The sequence below is a fragment of the Sulfurimonas xiamenensis genome (assembly GCF_009258045.1).
Classification (GTDB): domain Bacteria; phylum Campylobacterota; class Campylobacteria; order Campylobacterales; family Sulfurimonadaceae; genus Sulfurimonas; species Sulfurimonas xiamenensis.
Genome location: NZ_CP041166.1, coordinates 771,935 through 790,543 on the forward strand (window position 1 = coordinate 771,935; position 18,609 = coordinate 790,543).

Consider the following 18,609-nt stretch of genomic DNA (forward strand, 5'->3'; position numbering starts at 1 on the left):
AAATCTAATGCTAAAGCATTATTTGTTAAAATACTATGTTTTAACAAAAAGGTAAAAAAAATGCAAATGGTAGTTGATTCTTTGAGAAAAAAAGGAAAGATTTATAAAAAAATGCAAGAGATTACACCAAAAGAGCTTGGTATAAGAAACAAAATAAAAATATTTAAGGCGACAGATGTCAGCGGATATTTTTGGGCGATTTTTGCAATAAGTCAAAAAAGTAAACTACTAATGAAAGATGTACATAAATTTGAAGAGATATATGCAAAGTTAACTCTATTTTGTTCTCATAATTTTAAGCATAAAATTATTTTTATAGATGCGCCGATCTGCTCAAAGGCCAAAGATGCATTTATGCAGCAGGGGTGGAAAATTCAATAATGATTTTGTGTGATATTGGAAATACAACATACCATTTTCTTGATAAAGAGAGAGAGTACAAAGAGAGTGTCAAACTTTTTGACCCGTCATCTTTTAAAGACATAGTTTTTTATATCTGCGTAAATGTTGAGGCAAAAAAGCTTTTAAAGCATTTAAAAAATTGGATTGATTTATCACAATATATTGATTTTTCAAAATATTATGCAACTATGGGTATCGATAGAATCATGGCATGTGAAGCGATAACTCAAGGGGTTGTTGTTGATGCAGGCAGTGCTGTTACGGTAGATATAGTAAAAAATTCAAAATTTGAAGGCGGTTTTATCTATCCTGGAATCAAAGCAATAGGTAAAACTTATAAAAATATATCAAATGCACTTGATTACTCATTTAATTTTGAGCTTGATTTGGATAAAATGCCAAAAAATTCTCGTGACGCCATAAGTTATGGTTACTTAAAACTGCTGCAAAGCGAAGTAAAATCATACAATATGGATATATATCTAACCGGCGGAGATGCCAAAGAGTTTGTAAAAATATTTCCAGACTCATTTGTAGATGAGATGCTGCTATTTAAAGGAATGAAAAATATTATGAAAAAGGCTGATATATGCTAACAGTTGCACTTCCAAAAGGTCGTATTGCACAAGAAACTTTAGAAATTTTTGAGACCATTTTCGGTGACAGTTTTGCATTTGATGACAGAAAACTTATATTAGAGACTCCAAAGTTTCGTTTTTTACTCGTAAGAAATCAAGATGTTGCGACCTATGTCTTTCACCAAGCAGCAGATATCGGTGTAGTGGGACTTGATACGCTTGAAGAGCAGGGGCTTGACATTATCCGCCTTTTAGATTTGAAACGCGGTATCTGTAAAGTCTCTATTGGGATGAAAAAGGGTGATGTTTTTGATCTTAATAAACCTGAAATCAAAGTGGCATCAAAAATGGTAAATATTACAAAACGGTACTTTGAAGAGCGTGCGGTTTCTGTTGATATTATTAAACTCTATGGCTCGATTGAACTGGCACCGCTTATCGGGCTTGCAGATATGATAGTAGATGTTGTTGAAACCGGTGCTACAATGAAGCAAAACGGGCTTGAAGTTGTTCAGGATATTATGACATCATCAACTTATCTTATTGCAAATAAAAACAGCTATATCGCAAAAAAAGATGAAGTTTTAGATATATATGAAAAGATAAATGCGGTTGTAGAAGCTGAGAGAAAATCATAGTATGACAAATTTGGATCTTTATGCAAAAGCTGAACATCTGCTTGGAATTGAAGAGGCAACAGAGGCTCTTTATGATCTTTACCGTTCGGAATTAGATGAATACAAGATAAAAACACTTCTAGATGTGGGCTGCGGCCGCGGTGGTTTTATGCAGCGTATGGCAAGCGATGGAGTAGAGTGCAAGGGGATTGACCTTAGTTCTCTTATGATAGATGAGTGCAGAGCGCAGGGTTTAGATGCCGAGTGTGCGGATGTAAGTGAAGTAGGCGGTAAATATGATGCTGTTGTAGCTATATTTGATGTACTCAATTTTTTAAATCAAGACCAACTTCTAAAATTTTTAGATGCTGTGTCGGATAGATTGAATGATAATGGAGTTTTTATAGCTGATATTAATACTCTATACGGTTTTAAAGATGTTGCAGAGGGTACGATGAGCAGCGAAAATGATAAAGAGTTTTTAGTTGTAGATGCAGTATTTGAAGATGATAAACTATATACAAAATTTACTCTTTTTGAAAAAGAAAAAGATTCAAAATATGTAAAATATCAGGATACTATAGTTCAATATTTTCACAAAATCAGAGCTTTTGAAAAACTCTCCGGTCTGAAATTGGCAGAAAAGCAAACTTTCTCTCTTTATGACACAAAAGATAAAACACTTCTTATCTTTAAAAAGAGATAGTTACACGGGAGATATAGTGATTTCACTTATTTCACTGCTGGCACCCAACCTCATAGGCGGTCCCCAGAAACCTGTACCTTTGTTTATATAGATTTGCATATTTTCATTGTGTTGATGGAGACCGCTTACATAATTTTGTTGAAGTTTTACCAAAATTTTAAAAGGATAGAGTTGTCCTCCATGCGTATGACCGCTTAATACTAAATCAACCCCTTTATTAACTTCATTAATATATCTCGGCTGATGAGCCAAAAGTATGGTAGGAGCTTTTTTCTCTGCTCCTTGGAGCGCTTTTTGCAAGTCAGGCATATAGTTTTTTGTTCTATATCCAAAAATATCATAAACGCCTGCGAGGTTAAATCCTATGTTTTTCTCTCCAATATATATGTTTTCATTTTCAAGTACTCTGATGCCTAAAGATTTTACTGTTTTTATAATTTTTGCTATATCGTGGAAATATTCATGATTTCCCACAATATAGTATATTCCGAATTTAGAATTTAATTTTGTCAGTTCATTTATAATCTTTTTAGCACTCAATATATCTATATCTATCAGATCACCTGTTATAACAACAATATCGGGATTTAAAGCATTTGTTTTTTTAACGATATCTTTTATAAAGTCTCTATCAATTAAGCCACCGATATGCAGATCGCTAAGTTGAACAATTTTATACGGCTCTTTTAGGTTTTTGATTTTTATATTCACCTTTTGTACTTCAACAAATCTGGCATTGTATATAGATTTGAGAGTTACAGTAGCCGCGGCCGCCAAGGAGGTGACATCCAGTGATTTTTTTAAAAAATTTCTTCTTGATTTAGAGATTGGCGCAAACAGCAGAAAGACTCTTGATATATCATAAACAACAGCAGTGCAGAAGAGTAAAAAGAGGATGCCGATAGGAACAGAAAAGATAAAATAGAGCCAGCTAGGCGTATCAATATAGTATCTGGCAAGCATATAACAGACAATGCCGATAAGGTTTAAAACAAGGAAAATACGCAAATAGAGTTTTGTTTTATCAGAGACATCCAACTTATGAATAAGTCGCTTTGATATATACATATTTAGTAAGATAAAAACACCGATAAAAGCGCTGAAAAAGAGAATATAGTTCATAAGGCGAAGTATAACAAAATTGTAAAAATAAAATGGTATTATTTCTTAATGAGAAAATGTAAAATATGTGATAATGAAACAATAGACATAGTTGATAATAAAACAAAAAAAATATATCACAAATGTTTAGAGTGTGAATATATCTTTTTGGATGAGTTTTTTTATGTAGATGAGGTGCGCGAAAAAAAGCATTATGACAAGCATCATAACAGTTTTGAATCTTTAGGATATGTAAAAATGTTTGAGGATTTAATAGAGGAGTTTGTAGCTCCATTGAAGGAAAATATAAAGAGTGCGCTTGATTTTGGATGCGGTGAAGGTGAAGTCTTGCCTATACTTTTGGAGAGAAATAACATTGTATGTGACAGATATGATCTTTTCTATTTTCCACAAAAAGTTTATTTAGGAAAAGAGTATGATATTATACTCTCAACTGAAGTTTTTGAACATCTGAAAAATCCTCTTGAAATCTTTAAAGAGTTGCTTTCTTATGTAAAAAAAGATGGTTATTTGCTTCTTATGAGTACCTTTCACCCATCAAATGATGAAAAATTTTTAAAGTGGTGGTATATTAGAGATATTACTCATATAGGCTTTTTTAATTTGAAAACATTTGAGTATATTGCAGATGCATTAGATGTAAAAATAGTTAAACATAATCTTAAAAATATTATCATTTTTCAAAAGTGATAATTATAGAAGAAATAAAAGCTATACTTTTGTTTTAAAATAATATTAGGGGGTAAGGGTGAAAAAAATATTTTTTTTCTTATTAATGGTATTTTCTACTTTTTTAAGTGCAAATACCAAAGGTGGTTGTGAACTTTCTCAAATCGGAGCTGTTGAGGTTTACTGGACAGCTTATAAAACAGCAGCAAAAGTTGGTGTGCAGGGCAGTTTTGATAGTGTAGAGTATACTCCGGCTGCAAAAAGCGGGGAGAATTTCCGTTCTATTTTGGTTGGCTCGAAAGTTGCTATAGATACGGCAACTATAAACTCAAAGCATAAGCAGCGTGATGAAACACTCTATAGATTCTTTTTTGACATAATGAGTGACAAAGACATAGAAGCAAAAATTGTAGATATCAAAGCTGATAAAAGAGTTAAAAATGCTCCCAGAACAGGTGTTGTAACTATTGAGATAGAGATGAATGGGGTTAAAAAAACAGCTCCTATGAAATATAGCTTTAGTGAAGGTGTTTTTGAAGCAAAAGGCGTGATTGATATTTTAGATTTTAGCGCCAACAGAGCGCTTTCATCAATTAACAAAGCATGTTTTGACCTTCATGAAGGAAAAACATGGAGTGATGTTGCAATAAGTTTTAAAATGAAAATAGAAGCAAAACTTTGCAATACTAAATAAGTTAAATATTAGATTTTTTCATATCTATAAATTCAACTGCACTCTTAAGCGCATTTATATAACTAAGCGTGTTTGCTCTGCCTTTGTAAGCGATATCAAAGGCAGTTCCGTGATCTACCGATGTTCTTATAATCGGCAGATTAAGTGAAATATTTACACTCTCATCAAAGTAGAGTGCTTTTAGAGGTGCTAAACCTTGATCATGGTACATAGCGACAAAGTGTGTAAAAGAGGCTCTAAAGCGGGGTGTAAATGCGATATCTGGCACAATCGCACCGAAAAAAAGCTCCTCTCCTATCGTTTTGTTTGCTTCTTTGATAGCTTCTTCTATCTCTCTCTCTTCACTCCCTAAAACTCCATTGTCTCCGGCATGAGGATTTAATCCTAAAACAGCAAATTTTTTCTCTGGAACAGATCTGTTTAAATCAATCAAAAAATGAAGCAGTTTCTCTTTTTTGATTAAGTTTGGCACATCCTTTAGCGGTATATGTTCCGTATAGAGAGCAACAAACATCTTTTCGCATCCAAGCATCATAATGGCATCTTTTTTAAAATATTCGCGAAGCAGATCGGTATGTCCTTTGTATTTGACTCCCGAGAGCATCCATGCTTCTTTGTGAATTGGCATGGTTACAACTGCATCAGCATCTTTATTTTCACATAGTTTGATTGCAGTGATAAAAGAGTCGTAAGAGTATTTTCCTGAATCTTTGTCTACGCAGCCGGCTTTTATCTCAAAACCGCCTTTCACTCCAAAAGTTTGAAAATCAGCAGGCAGTTCCATATTTAAGAGTTTGCAAGCCTGATTCAACATAAAAGAATTTATGCAGTAGATAGGGGTACAAAAAGCAGAAATCTCTTTGTGGGACTTAAGAGCTATCTCTATTCCGACACCGTTTAAGTCACCGACACTTATGGCTATGCGAGGCTTCATATATTTAGCTCTCTTGTAGTTAATCTTTTCATCTCTTTTACGGCTTCTGCCAGGCCGCTAAAAACACTTCTTGCAATAATGCTTTGACCTATATTTAATTCCGTAATCTCTTTTATTCGCATCATATGAGAAACATTATGGTAGTTTAATCCGTGACCGGCTGCAACTTCAAGACCGATTTTTTTAGCATATGCAGAAACATCAGCTATATTTTGAATCGATTTTTCAAGTTTTATAGCCAGCTCATTACGGGGAAGCTCCAACTCTTTTATAGAGTGATTCGAGTAACTAAGAGATGAGTTAAGCATTGCGTAAATATTTGCAAAGCTTCCAGTATGAAGCTCCACCATTTCTGCACCTAACTCTTTTGATTTTTCTATAGCTTCAATCGTTGGGTCAACAAATAGCGAAACGGGGATAAGATAGTCATGAAGCAGCTCTACGGCATATGCTATATCATTTTCATAACGAAAAACATCAAGTCCGCCCTCTGTCGTAACCTCCTCTCTCTTTTCAGGAACAAAGGTGGCGCGGTGGGGTTTTAAATCTGCTACTATATTTAAAATATCTCTATTTATTGCACACTCGAGGTTTACGGGAAGAGTGGAGTGTCTCATAATGTTATAGGCATCAACATCTTGAATGTGGCGTCTATCCTCTCTTAAATGAATGGTTATCTGATCGGCACCATTTGCACAGGCAACATACAGAGCATTTAAAATATCTGGGTCATTTACCTTTCTAGCCTCTCTTAAAACTGCCACATGGTCGATATTTACACCTAATTTCATACTGTTATCCTTCTTGTTTAAAAACTATTTTTAATTATATCATTGATTTCATTACTGTTTTGTGTTGTTGCAAAGCAACATTTATCGCCACAAATCATATAATTTTCATCTTCATTCGCTTTTTTTTGTACAAAGGGATAATCTAAAGATTTTAATGCATAAGCATTTGACTCTAAATTTTTTACATTTGATTTTACTACTCTTTCACCCTTTAGATATCTTAGCATTTGTCGCAGCATATATGGATATATAACAGGGCGTCTTCCCAGTTCATAGGAGTTGTATTCAAGTGTTTTAAAAGCAAAATGGTTATATTTATCATCCTCAAGCAGAGCGCTGAGTGAGATAAGTACATCAATCATTACACTTACAGGACTTGTATATATATTGTCTGAGATTTCTGCTTTTGTTTCAAACTCTCCAATACTAAACTTCCATGTTCCTTTGTCATAAAATTTCTCTAAAGCCAAATTCGCAAAGTGTTGGGCGCGAATTAAGTAGATTTCATCCTGCGTAGAGTTAAAGGCTTCGATTAATGCCTGAGAAAGAAAAGCATAATCTTCTAAAAAAGCCTCTATTTTTGGAGTTTTATGGATAAGAGTTGAGTGATAAAGAGTACCGTTTATAAACATAGTATCAAGAAGTTTATCAAGATATTTTATTGCTCTTTGTTTATAACCGGTATCAATATTTCCTAAAATAAAAAGAGATTTTATCATCATGCCAGACCATGAAGTCTGGATTTTTTTGTCATAAAAAGGGTGCTCTTTAAAAGATCTGATTTTTTTTAACAAAATTTTTATATTTGCAAATAGATCCGTTATTTCATCATCTTCAAATCTAATGATATTTCTACCGTTAAAATTTCCATCTTTATTTATATTTATTTTTTTTAAAATATCCTCAATATTTTCATACCCATTTTCAGATAAAATTTTATAAACTTCATCATAAGTGTATGTATAGTATACTCCCTCCTCACCCTTGCTATCAGCATCACTGGCACTATACATCAAATAATCCTCGCTCATATAGTTATGCCAAAAATCCGCAGTCTCTTTTGCAATATTTAAAAAATTTTCATCTTTATAAGTCAGATAGGCATTTGTATAGAGTTCACAAAGCAGAGCATTATCATAAAGCATCTTTTCAAAATGAGGCACCATCCATTTATCATCAACGCTGTAACGGCAAAAACCGCCATCGACTAAATCATATATGCCGCCTTTTTTCATACTCTCTAGTGTATAAATAACCATAGCTTTTGCAGCTTTGTCACTATAGAGTTTGTCAATAATAAGAAGCGTGCCAAGAGTGCTTGTATGAGGAAATTTCGGCGCAGCTGAAAATCCTCCATATCTTGTATCATAATTATTTTTTACCTGATGCATAAAATTTTTTGCAAAATCCTCTTTTAAAACTGTTGCCTCTTTTGGATGCTCTTTTTGTTGCAAAAAATGCTCTATTTCATCTGCATTTTTTAGTATCTGCTCATCATTTTGTGATATTCTATCGGCTATCAGTTTAGTAAGCTCTATAAATCCCATTCCCTCAATGCTGTTCTCTTTTGATTCCGGAGCTATATAAGTTCCGGCATAAAAAGGTTTATTGTCTGGTGTGCAGAATATAGAGGTCGGCCATCCGCCTGCACGGCGGTTTAAAAGCATATAAACCTCTTGGTAGTACTTGTCTATATCCGGACGCTCTTCCCGGTCCACTTTTATGCTGATAAAATTTTTATTTAAAATATCTGCACATGTTTGGTTTTCAAAAACCTTCTCTTTCATAACATGGCACCAATGACATGAGCTGTAACCGATGGAGATAAAGATGGCTTTATTCTCTTTTTTTGCTTTCTCAAATGCTTCTTCGCACCACGGATACCAATCTACCGGATTCTCTTTATGCTGTTGAAGATATGGGGAATCTTCTAGTTTTAATCTGTTTGACATTTTTAGTTCTTTATAAATGATTTTTTGTAGAGTAGAGAAAAATTGCTAATTTTGTGCTTAAAAAAATTGTTCCAAAGTTCTAAACACACTCTCCTTTAAAATATTTTTTGAGCAAAAAAGGAGGTATGACGGTTGTGATGATGATAACAAAGATAAGCATGGCGTATATCTCATTTGGCAAAATGGCGTTGACTCTGCCCATCTCCGCAAATATAAGACCCACTTCTCCTCTTGGAATCATCGATATTCCGATAAGTGCATTGTTTTTGGCAGATTTTTGTATGATAAAAAACGCCCCGATAAACTTACTAAAGAAAGCTATAAAGATAAAAGAGAGCCCCATTATCCAAAAAGAGGAGGATGAAAAATCTATAATGCTAAGATCCACGGAGAGTCCGACCATAACGAAAAAAATAGGCGTAAATATCTGGATGATGGGCGTCATATTTGATTTTACCTCTTTAAGCAGAGGCTCGTTTGTGCTTAAAAATGCCCCAAAAGGGAGAAAAAATCTTCTAGAGAGTGCGATTCCGGCTGCAAAAGAGCCCAAAATAGCTGGTGCGCCTACAAGATGAGAGAGGTAGGAAAAAAGAAGAATAAGCGAAATAATAATTGTAGGAATATATCCTGGAACTAAATCGTTACCATGATATTTATGTATTATGTATGAGAGAATTTTCGCAAAAGCAGGCGCTAAAAGCAAAAATGTAATAACCATTCCAGCGACTGAGAGAGTGTGCTCAAAGTTTGTTTCATGTGATATGGAAAAATCATAGATAAAAACAAGAAGAATAACTCCTATGATGTCATCAATTACTGCCGCACCTATCACGATTTGGGCAATATTGGTGTTTTCCATATGGATATCTTTTAGGACTCTAAGGGTGATGCCTATACTTGTAGCTGTAAGCGTTCCGCCTATAAAAAGAGAGATATCAAAAGCGAGTCCAAAGAGGTAGTATGCCGTGAGCAGTCCAAAGCTAAAAGGCAAAATCACGCCCATTATCGCCACTACAAGAGATTTCGCTCCTGCATTTTTAAGGCGTGTAAAATCAGTCTCTAAACCAACCTCAAAAAGAAGTAAAATGATACCGATTTCTGCCAATATTTTTAAAATTTCATTAGGTTCAACAATGCCTAAAACAGAAGAGCCGAGAAGGATTCCGGCAGAGAGTTCGCCTAGAACGGAAGGCATCCCCACTCTTGCAAAAATCTCACCTAAAATTCTTGCTGTTATAAGTATAAGAAAAAGTGTTAAAAAAAAATTATGTACATCCATGTCAAATTGTACTATATTTATCACTAAAGAGTTAATAATTTTGGCTGATTTGCTATGCTACGCGCCAAGAGATTAGTAAAGGGTGTATTTTGCATTGAAAGAGCATAAATATTAATGCTTTCATTGATGATTTGCATTAATTTGTTATAATCCTGCCATATTACAAAATCGGAAAAACATAATTATGAAAAAATTTCTTTTACTGCTTGTCTCATCTATTTTGCTTTTTGGCGCACAGCCTAAATTTTTAATGCCTGAAGAGGCTTTTAAGCCCTCTGCAAAATTAAACGATAAGATGCAGATAGAAGTAACACTGGAGATTGCAAAAGATATATATCTTTATGAAGATGCCTTAAAATTTGAGATAAAAAATCAAAACGGCATCCGTATAAAAGATATAAAAAAGCCAAAAAGCGTAGAACATCATGGCGATATGGTCTATTTGGAATCTCCGAAATTAATCGTAAGTTTGGAAAAAGAGGCGGAAGTTAGCGGTTTAGTAAGCGTAGAGTTTGCACTTTCATATCAGGGGTGCTCGGAGCAGGGACTTTGTTATGAACCCTATACAGAATTTTTTACATTTAAACTAGACAGTTCGAAGCTAGAGAGTGGTAAAACCGCAGCAAAATTAGATACCAAAATAGAAGAAAAAATTAAAGATAATATTGAAACAAAAAATGAGCTCTCAGAGAGTGATTCAATTGCAGATACGATAAAAAAAGGGAGTGTTGTATGGATTCTTCTTTCATTTTTAGGTTTTGGACTGCTTTTGGCTCTTACTCCATGTACATTTCCAATGATTCCTATTATTTCAGGAGTAATTATCTCTCAAGGAGAGGGAATTACAACTAAAAAAGCATTTATGCTCTCTTTAGTTTATGTTTTAGCCATGGCTGTTGCTTATACAATCGCGGGAGTTTTAGCAGGGCTCTTTGGTTCAAATCTACAAGCAGCTCTACAAACTCCTTGGGTGATTTACTCATTTTCCGGAATTTTTGTAGCTCTTGCTTTAAGTATGTTTGGTTTTTATGAGTTGAAGCTTCCTGACTCATTTGTTGCAAAAATAAGTTCAAATCATCATTCGAGTCATAGCGGTTATGCCGGTGTAGCAATTATGGGCTTTTTATCAGCTCTTATAGTTGGTCCTTGTGTGGCAGCACCGCTTGCAGGTGCTTTGGTTTACATTGGTCAAACAGGTGATGCGCTTCTTGGAGGAGCAGCTCTTTTTGCTATGAGTATAGGGATGGGGCTTCCTCTTATATTAGTGGGTGTAAGTGCCGGTAAGTTTATGCCTAAGCCCGGTGCATGGATGACAATGGTAAGCGCTATTTTTGGTGTAATGATGCTCGGTGTTGCTATATGGATGCTTGAGCGTGTTGTAGATAGTTATATCACTATGCTTCTTTATTCAATGCTTGGAATCAGCTTTGCTCTGTATTTGGGAGTTTTTGAAAAAGAGGCGCATGTATTTAGAAAAAGTGCAGGTATGATTATATTTATCTACTCAATACTGCTTTTTATCGGAACACTGGGCGGCTCTCAAAGTATGAAAAAACCACTGGAATTTTTAAAACCATCGGCTTCTTCTATTTCTGCTGTAGAAAAATCTTCGCATTTAAAGTTTGAAACAGTAACTTCCATTAAAGAACTTGATGCAATACTAAATGCAAACAAAGGCAAAAAAGTCATGCTTGATTTTAGTGCTGAGTGGTGTGCGGTGTGTAAAGAGCTTGACAAAAAAACTTTTTCAAATGAGGCGGTAAAAGCAAAAATGGGTGAGTTTGTACTTATCCAAGCAGATCTTACAGCAAACAATCAAGAACAAAAAGAGTTAAGTAAAAAGTATGGTGTATTTGGTCCGCCGGTTATTCTATTTTTTGATAAAGATTTAAATGTTATAAAATCAAAAACTATAGTAGGATTTATAGGCCCTGATGAGTTTTTAAAGCACTTAAATAATATATAGGCTACATCTGAAAATAAAATGGATATAATTTTAAAAATTTATTTAAAAGGAAGAGTTTGAAACCACTTTATGACATTGCTAATTTCAGATTGTTAAAATTGTTATATATTTCAAACTCTAAACCTTGTTACTGCAATATTCTTTTTGCCATCAGAACAAGAATTTCACTCCTGATAAACCATTTTATCCCAAGATGTCCGTATTATACAACTTACTTCGCATTTAGACGCACAGGCGTACATCCTCCTCTTTAATATCCTTTTTTAAAAAACTACCATAATAATTTTCATATCTTCAGATATGAAGCTTTAGTGCCATAGCGGCTAGCGCAGGAGAAAGAAATTACTTTCTTTCTTTGTTTAAAATAAACAATAATGACACAAGGATATTTTAATGTCAAAAAATTACATAGTAGGATTCCCTAGAATAGGGGAGCAAAGAGAGTTAAAGAGAGTTTTAGAGGAGTTTTGGGCAAAAAAATGCTTATTTGATGATGTCCTAAAAGTGGCACTTGAGCTAAAGAAAAGACACTGGGAGTATCAAAGAGATGCTGGAATTGAGTATATAAGCTCTAATGATTTCTCACTTTATGATAATATGCTAGACACTTCTGTTATGCTGGGTGCAATTCCAAAGAGATTTGCTCATCTAAGCGGCGAAGAGCTTTATTTTACGATGGCAAGAGGCAATGAGAAGTGCGTGGCTATGGAGATGACGAAGTGGTTTAACACAAATTACCACTATATAGTTCCCGAACTAAGTCTTGAGGACAACTACTCACTTAATGCTACAAAAATTATAGAGGAGTACAGCGAAGCAAAAAAGCTGGGCATAAAAACTAAGATAAATATCATCGGTCCTATTACATATCTGGGACTTAGTAAAAGAGTTGACCGTGGCAATGTATATGAACTTTGGAGCAAAATAATTCCGATTTATGAGGAGCTTTTAAAAACCATAAGTACTCTTGATGATGAAATAATCGTGCAGATAGATGAGCCGATTTTTGTAAAAGAGTTGGATACAAAAGTTCTTAATCTTATAAAACCGACTTACGATAGACTAGGAAGAGTTTCGCCAAATATAAAAATTGCGGTTGTGACATATTTTGAACACTCAAACGAGGCGACAAAGATTTTAGTTCATACGCCAATCTGGGCATTGGGATTGGACTTTTTACATGGAGATGAAAATCTAAAATCTTTAGAACTTATTGCTTCTAGCGGCAAAAAATTAATTGCCGGAGTGGTTGATGGCAGAAATATATGGAGATGCGATATCGTAAAAACGCTCACACTTTTAGAAGATATTGCAAAAGTTGTAGAAAAAGAGAATATCTTGCTTGGTTCGTCATGCTCGCTTCTTCACACTCCTTTTACTCTAAAATATGAAGAAAAAATGAGTAGCGAGATAAAAGAGTGGTTAAGTTTTGCACTTGAAAAGTTGAATGAAATTTCGCTTCTCTCAAAACTCTTTTTTGATGCAGAGAGTAGTTTGGATGAGAGAGAAAAAGAGGCATTTCAAAGTAATACTGAGGCAAATAAAAAGAGAAAAAATTCGCCTCTTATCCATGATAAAGCTGTGCAAGAGAGAGTAAAAAACCATAAAAAACTCCAAAGAGAAGGTGAAGCGAAAGATAGACTAAAACTCCAAAGAGAGATTTTAGGATACAAAGATTTGGTAACGACAACCATAGGTTCGTTTCCGCAAACTCCGGAGCTGCGAAGTGCAAGAAGTGACTTTAAAAATGCTCTTATTTCAAAAGAGCGTTATGAAGAAGAGATAAAAAAGTACATAGATGAGTGTGTGGCATTTCAAGAGGAGTGCGGTTTAGAAGTTTTAGTCCACGGCGAGCCTGAGAGAAATGATATGGTCGAGTATTTTGGAGAACAGCTTAGCGGGTATGGATTCAGCCAAAACGGATGGGTGCAGAGTTACGGAAGCAGATGTGTAAAACCGCCGTTTATCTATGGAGATATAAGCAGACCTCGCCCTATGACGATTGATTGGATAACTTATGCACAAAGCAGAACAAACCGCATCATGAAAGGGATGTTAACTGGTCCCGTGACCATACTAAACTGGTCGTTTGTAAGAGACGATATGCCAAGAGGAGAGGTTTCAAAACAGATAGCGGTGGCACTAAGCGATGAGATAGACGACTTGCAAAATGCGGGTATCAAAATCATACAGGTTGATGAAGCGGCATTTAAAGAGGGTTATCCGCTAAGAAGTGCGAAGATAAAAGTGTATGAAGCGTGGGCGACGAGAGACTTCAAAATCGCCGTTAGCAGTGCAAAAAAAGAGACGCAAATTCACACCCACATGTGCTATAGCGAGTTTAACGACATTATAGACACCATAGAAGATATGGATGCGGATGTTATCTCTATAGAGACGGCTAGAAGCGGTAACGAACTGCTGAAAATCTTTAAAAAAGTGGGCTACACAAAAGAGGTAGGACCGGGAGTTTACGATATCCATAGCCCAAGAATCCCGAGCGTTGAGGAAATAGTAAAACAGATAGAGCTTCTGCTTGAAGTTCTGCCAAAAGAGCAACTCTGGATAAACCCAGATTGCGGACTTAAAACCAGAAAATGGGAGGAGGTAAAACCAAGCCTTCAAAATATGGTTGAAGCGGTTAGGATTGTAAGAGAAAAACTAAAGAGTTAAACGAAAACATGGCATGTAATTATTTTTACATGTCATAAAAAAAATGCTAAAGATTGCTAGAAGCCACAAATGATGCCAGTTTTTGTATGAATTCGTTAGGGTTGGTGTCTGCTATCTCTTGAGCTAAAATTTTATTCGCACCGTCACCGAGTATCTTTTTGAAAACTGCTTTAATCTCTTCAATATCGCTTTTATTCTCAAGCCTTCTTCTAAGACCGATAACATTTAAGCCTTTTATGGTTGCTTTGTTGCCTTCAACAAGCATAAAAGGAGGGATATCTGAGTTTACAACGGATGCTCCGCCAATCATAACCCCTGTTCCTATGGTGTTATTTGCCTCAACGACACTAAATCCGCCAAGTATAACTCTCTCCTCACACTTTACATTCTCATAAAGTTTTACAGCATTTGTAACAATACAAAAATCACCCAGTTCAACGCCGCTAAGAAGCTGCACATACCCCATAAGAAAGTTGTTTGCACCGATGATGACCTTTTTGCAGCTTCTATCTTCACTCTCTTGTGCACCTATTTGTGTAAACTCTCTTATATGTGTTTTCTCACCGATATGTATCTCTGAATTTTTATGTCCTATTACTGCAAAACTGAATATTTTAACATTTGGCTCAACTGTTAGTTTGCCTTTTAGTATGACATTTGACTCAAGTCTGCATCCCGGTTTTAGTTCAACATCTCTGCCGATAAAACAAAACGGACCTACTATAACATCAGAAGCTATTTTTGCACCATCTTCTATAATGGTTGATTTGTGAATATTTGCTCTATCTCTTGACACTATTTGCTCGCAATTTCTAGTGTGATTATGCTGTCATTTACAGTTGCCAATGAGCCTCTATCACCGGTTTGCAAGTAGTTTATAAATGCTTCGAGTTCATCATATAGTGCATTGCTTCTGTTTACAAAGCAGTTTTTTGTTATGTGTGAATTTGGGTTGATATTTATACGCTCTTTTAGAGTTTGAGAGATAAGATCCGCTTCAAAATATTTTATTTTGCTGTGTTCATCTACTCTGCATGCCACTGCAATACTTCTTTTTCTGTATGGTGTAAGCCAGTTTGTAGAGATATCACCGATAATCTGGCCCTCAAGCTCAAATGCAAGAATGGCGTTGTCTTCATGCGTTTTATGAATTTTTTGAGATTTAAAAACTGCGCTGTTTATAATATCTTTTTTTGTGATAAATCGAATGAGATCGCTATCATGAACCGAAAGATCAGTTAAAATTCCAACATCTGCAATACGCTCCGGAAAAGCTCCGCTTCTTGTAATGGAGATGGAGAGTATCTCATGATCTTTTATCTCATGCATAAGAGATTTTACAACCGGATTGTATCTCTCTATATGTCCTACACAGCTTTTGATGCCGTTTGTTTCTATTGCACTAAGTATCTCTTTCGCATCTTCAACACTTGAAGCAGCAGGCTTTTCTATGAAAATGTCTACTTTGCGCGCAGCACATTTAAGTGCTGCATCCTTATGCAAAAATGTCGGAGTTACTATGATAACAGCATGAGGATTGCACTCTTGAAGCATTGTATCAAAGTCTGTAAAAAAAGGTTCTGTAAAATTTTCATTTTTTACAACATCACAAAGTCCTACAATTTTTACACCGCTTATCTTTTTAAGAGTGTTGTAGTGATTTTTTCCCATGGCACCGAGGCCGACAATAGCAATTCTTTTCAAAAATTAACCTTTAATAGCTTGTACTACAAAATCCTGCTCAGCTTCACTTAAATAAGCACTCATAGGCAGTGACATTATCTGTTTTGATACAAGTTCGCTTATAGGAAAATCCCCCTCTTTGTAGTCGAGATATTTAAAAGCCTCCTGCATATGAAGAGGAACAGGATAGTGAACGGCAGTTGGAATCTCTTTTTTATTCAGTTTTTCAATCATTGCTTCTCTATCTTTAACTCTTATTGAGTATTGAGCATATACGCTTGTTGCATTTGGTGCAATTTTTGGAGTGATTACATCACTATCTTCAAGTAAATCACTATATCTGCTCCCTATTTCATCTCTGAGTCGCACCTCTTTGTCAAAATGTTTTAGCTTAACATTTAAAACTGCAGCCTGAATAGCATCTAAGCGGCCGTTTATACCGATATATTTATGCTTGTATCTTTCATTTTGTCCGTGATTGAGAAGCATTCTCATTTTTTCTGCAAGTGCATCATCGTTTGTAAATATTGCTCCGCCGTCCCCATAAGCGCCAAGCGGTTTAGAAGGAAAAAAACTTGTGCATCCTATAGTTGAAAGATTGCATGATTTTTTATTATTATAGGTGGCACCGAAGCTTTGGCATGCGTCTTCTATAACAGAGAGATTATGTTTTTTTGCTATATCATTTATAGCTTCCATATCGGCGCACTGTCCGTAGAGTGAAACCGGCATAATAGCCTTTGTTCTTTCTGTAATAGCATCTTCTATTTTAGAGGGATCAATATTGTAGCTCTCTTCATCAATATCTACAAAAACAGGTTTTGCACCTAAAAGTGCAATAACTTCGGCAGTTGAAATAAAAGTAAAAGGGGAAGTTATTACTTCATCTCCTGCACTGATATCAAGTGCCATAAGTGACAATAAAAGTGCATCAGTCCCGCTGCTGCATCCTATGGCATGTTTTGAACCTGTATATGCAGCAAGATTTTTCTCAAATAAATTTAGTTTTTCTCCGCCAATAAATTGTGCTAAAGACATAACCTCTAACACTTCACTGTCTATCTCTTTTTTATACTCTTTGTATTGAGCTTGTAGATCTATAAAATTAATTTTCATGCGTATCCTCTATAATTTTTGCTACTGTTTTAGAACTGCCGTGCTTCAAATAGGCCCTTAATGTTTTTGAATCACTTAAAAATCTGCTTCTGTCATATTCGCGATATGCTTTTATAAGATTCTCAACCGTTACATTATCTTGAATAAATTCAGGATGCAACGCTCTGTTTTGAAATTTGCTAAACATAATATTTCCAAGCCCTATATACTCAAGCTTTACAAGTTTGCTTGCTATAAAGTAGTCTAAAGGTTTGGCAATATAGCTTAGTACAAACGGTATCCCTATAAGAGATGCTTCCAAAGTAGCCGTTCCGCTGCAAATAAAAGCAAAATCTGCATCTATAAGTGTTTTGTGTGCATCATGAGCTATTTTAAAACCTGAAAGGTTACCATAAAGTTCTTTTATATCTTCTTTGCAGAAGTGTTCTGGTATTACAATTGTTGATTCAACATTAAGCTTTTTTTGCACCTCTGCAAATATGGGCATAAGCTTTTTTATCTCACCTTTTCTGCTTCCTGGCATAAAGGCAATATGTTTTACTTCACTGTTTATTTTTTCTTTAAACTCTTTGATTTGGTCAAGAAGAGGATGCCCCACATAAGTAATAGGTGCATTTTTAGAGTAGTACTCTTTTTCAAAAGGCAAAATAGAAGCTAAATGGTCTATAGTTTTTTCTAAAATAGGTATGCGTTTTTTCTTCCATGCCCATGCTTGAGGCAAAATATAGTAAATTATCTCTTTATGAGGATATTTTTTTTTGATTTTTTTAGCAAGCGGCAGGTTAAAACCTGATGAATCGATAAGAAGAACCTTATCAACATCTTTTGCCAAATCTAATATTTGATTGTTTAATTTAAAAAAAAATCTTAGCTTTTTTATTACATCTACAAACCCCATTATGGCAAGACTTCTTAAGTCTATTATGCTCTCTCCCAGCTCTTTGTCAAAGATACCGACAAACTCCACATTAGGGCTTAACTCCTTTTTTAAAGATTTAAGATGTACATTTGCTGAATGCTCAAGTGCCGATACTAATATTTTCATGAACCGCCGTCCCCATGTATTTGATAACTGTCATCATATTTTTCACTACTCTCCTGTGCAACAAATTCATTGATATAAGTTGCCAAATTTTCTATATCATCATCACTTAAATCTACTGCAAAAGGTATCATCATCTCTTGTTGTTGATTGTCAGAGATTTTTGAGCGAAATTGTTTCAATTTGTATATCATATAACCTTTTGCACGGTTTGCAAGATATGGATATTTATGCACACCCTCAAGTTTTGTTCCGTGACAGCTGTAACAACCCTTTTGCATATAGAGAATTTTTCCCGATTCATAAGCCGTTTTAGCATGTGAAAAGGAGAAGAACAATAAAAACAAAAAAATAAAACGCAACTCTAAGCCTTTGTTGTTTATAA

Annotated in this window: 18 protein-coding genes; 8 read left to right on the forward strand and 10 right to left on the reverse strand. The window is 35.0% G+C overall.

Annotated elements, in window-relative coordinates; genetic code table 11:
- The first annotated feature begins 60 nt into the window (after positions 1 to 60).
- The 4 genes from FJR47_RS04005 to FJR47_RS04020 are packed head-to-tail and all read left to right on the forward strand — an operon-like array spanning position 61 to position 2,303.
- A complete protein-coding gene (locus tag FJR47_RS04005; RefSeq protein WP_152299174.1) occupies positions 61 to 381 on the forward strand; it encodes a hypothetical protein in 321 nt (106 codons plus the stop codon).
- Positions 366 to 998 carry a type III pantothenate kinase gene (locus FJR47_RS04010; RefSeq protein ID WP_241690941.1) on the forward strand — a complete coding sequence of 211 codons (633 nt, stop codon included), beginning with the start codon at positions 366 to 368 and terminating at the stop codon, positions 996 to 998. The genes FJR47_RS04005 and FJR47_RS04010 overlap by 16 nt, the downstream gene beginning before the upstream one ends.
- Positions 992 to 1,618 carry an ATP phosphoribosyltransferase gene (hisG, locus tag FJR47_RS04015; protein ID WP_152299175.1) on the forward strand — a complete coding sequence of 209 codons (627 nt, stop codon included), beginning with the start codon at positions 992 to 994 and terminating at the stop codon, positions 1,616 to 1,618. The genes FJR47_RS04010 and hisG overlap by 7 nt, the downstream gene beginning before the upstream one ends.
- 1 nt (position 1,619) lies before the next feature.
- Positions 1,620 to 2,303 carry a class I SAM-dependent methyltransferase gene (locus FJR47_RS04020; RefSeq protein ID WP_152299176.1) on the forward strand — a complete coding sequence of 228 codons (684 nt, stop codon included), beginning with the start codon at positions 1,620 to 1,622 and terminating at the stop codon, positions 2,301 to 2,303.
- Here FJR47_RS04020 and FJR47_RS04025 read toward each other — a convergent pair whose 3' ends face one another.
- The gene (locus tag FJR47_RS04025) at positions 2,304 to 3,425 is read right to left on the reverse strand and encodes a metallophosphoesterase (protein ID WP_152299177.1); all 1,122 of its coding nucleotides are present in this window, start codon (positions 3,423 to 3,425) and stop codon (positions 2,304 to 2,306) included.
- Positions 3,426 to 3,473: 48 nt separating this feature from the next.
- Here FJR47_RS04025 and FJR47_RS04030 point away from each other — a divergent pair, with 48 nt between their 5' ends.
- Both FJR47_RS04030 and FJR47_RS04035 read left to right on the forward strand, forming a co-directional pair.
- Positions 3,474 to 4,115: a class I SAM-dependent methyltransferase gene (locus FJR47_RS04030; RefSeq protein ID WP_241855421.1), complete on the forward strand. Its 642-nt coding sequence runs from the start codon at positions 3,474 to 3,476 to the stop codon at positions 4,113 to 4,115.
- 58 nt (positions 4,116 to 4,173) lie between these two features.
- Positions 4,174 to 4,788 carry a YceI family protein gene (locus FJR47_RS04035; RefSeq protein ID WP_241855422.1) on the forward strand — a complete coding sequence of 205 codons (615 nt, stop codon included), beginning with the start codon at positions 4,174 to 4,176 and terminating at the stop codon, positions 4,786 to 4,788.
- A gap of 1 nt (position 4,789) precedes the next feature.
- On the opposite strand, the gene pdxA is transcribed toward FJR47_RS04035, so the two are convergent.
- From pdxA to FJR47_RS04055, 4 genes are all read right to left on the reverse strand, one after another.
- Positions 4,790 to 5,722 carry a 4-hydroxythreonine-4-phosphate dehydrogenase gene (pdxA, locus tag FJR47_RS04040; protein WP_152299178.1) on the reverse strand — a complete coding sequence of 311 codons (933 nt, stop codon included), beginning with the start codon at positions 5,720 to 5,722 and terminating at the stop codon, positions 4,790 to 4,792.
- Complete coding sequence (locus FJR47_RS04045; RefSeq protein WP_152299179.1) at positions 5,719 to 6,513, reverse strand: pyridoxine 5'-phosphate synthase; 795 nt, start codon at positions 6,511 to 6,513, stop codon at positions 5,719 to 5,721. Before FJR47_RS04045 ends, pdxA begins: the two co-directional genes overlap by 4 nt.
- A 17-nt stretch (positions 6,514 to 6,530) precedes the next feature.
- On the reverse strand, positions 6,531 to 8,465 hold the full coding sequence (locus FJR47_RS04050; RefSeq protein WP_152299180.1) for a thioredoxin domain-containing protein: 1,935 nt from the start codon (positions 8,463 to 8,465) through the stop codon (positions 6,531 to 6,533).
- A 79-nt stretch (positions 8,466 to 8,544) separates the two neighbouring features.
- Positions 8,545 to 9,744, reverse strand: coding sequence for a cation:proton antiporter (locus FJR47_RS04055; protein ID WP_152299181.1), 1,200 nt, complete (start codon positions 9,742 to 9,744; stop codon positions 8,545 to 8,547).
- A 184-nt stretch (positions 9,745 to 9,928) separates the two neighbouring features.
- On the opposite strand from FJR47_RS04055, the gene dsbD reads away from it, so the two are divergent.
- Together dsbD and metE are read left to right on the forward strand one after the other, a co-directional pair.
- Complete coding sequence (gene dsbD / locus FJR47_RS04060) at positions 9,929 to 11,710, forward strand: protein-disulfide reductase DsbD (RefSeq protein WP_152299182.1); 1,782 nt, start codon at positions 9,929 to 9,931, stop codon at positions 11,708 to 11,710.
- A 393-nt stretch (positions 11,711 to 12,103) separates the two neighbouring features.
- Positions 12,104 to 14,383, forward strand: coding sequence for a 5-methyltetrahydropteroyltriglutamate--homocysteine S-methyltransferase (gene metE, locus FJR47_RS04065; protein WP_152299183.1), 2,280 nt, complete (start codon positions 12,104 to 12,106; stop codon positions 14,381 to 14,383).
- Positions 14,384 to 14,429: 46 nt separating this feature from the next.
- On the opposite strand, the gene FJR47_RS04070 is transcribed toward metE, so the two are convergent.
- From FJR47_RS04070 to FJR47_RS04090, 5 genes are read right to left on the reverse strand one after another with little or no spacing between them, the layout of a single operon-like run.
- Positions 14,430 to 15,179, reverse strand: coding sequence for an acyl-ACP--UDP-N-acetylglucosamine O-acyltransferase family protein (locus FJR47_RS04070; protein ID WP_152299184.1), 750 nt, complete (start codon positions 15,177 to 15,179; stop codon positions 14,430 to 14,432).
- Complete coding sequence (locus FJR47_RS04075) at positions 15,179 to 16,087, reverse strand: Gfo/Idh/MocA family oxidoreductase (protein WP_152299185.1); 909 nt, start codon at positions 16,085 to 16,087, stop codon at positions 15,179 to 15,181. The genes FJR47_RS04070 and FJR47_RS04075 overlap by 1 nt, the downstream gene beginning before the upstream one ends.
- A 3-nt stretch (positions 16,088 to 16,090) precedes the next feature.
- Positions 16,091 to 17,182 carry a DegT/DnrJ/EryC1/StrS family aminotransferase gene (locus tag FJR47_RS04080; protein WP_152299186.1) on the reverse strand — a complete coding sequence of 364 codons (1,092 nt, stop codon included), beginning with the start codon at positions 17,180 to 17,182 and terminating at the stop codon, positions 16,091 to 16,093.
- The gene (gene lpxB, locus FJR47_RS04085) at positions 17,172 to 18,227 is read right to left on the reverse strand and encodes a lipid-A-disaccharide synthase (RefSeq protein ID WP_152299187.1); all 1,056 of its coding nucleotides are present in this window, start codon (positions 18,225 to 18,227) and stop codon (positions 17,172 to 17,174) included. The genes FJR47_RS04080 and lpxB overlap by 11 nt, the downstream gene beginning before the upstream one ends.
- A complete protein-coding gene (locus FJR47_RS04090) occupies positions 18,224 to 18,586 on the reverse strand; it encodes a c-type cytochrome (protein ID WP_152299188.1) in 363 nt (120 codons plus the stop codon). The genes lpxB and FJR47_RS04090 overlap by 4 nt, the downstream gene beginning before the upstream one ends.
- Between the last annotated feature and the right edge of the window lie 23 nt (positions 18,587 to 18,609).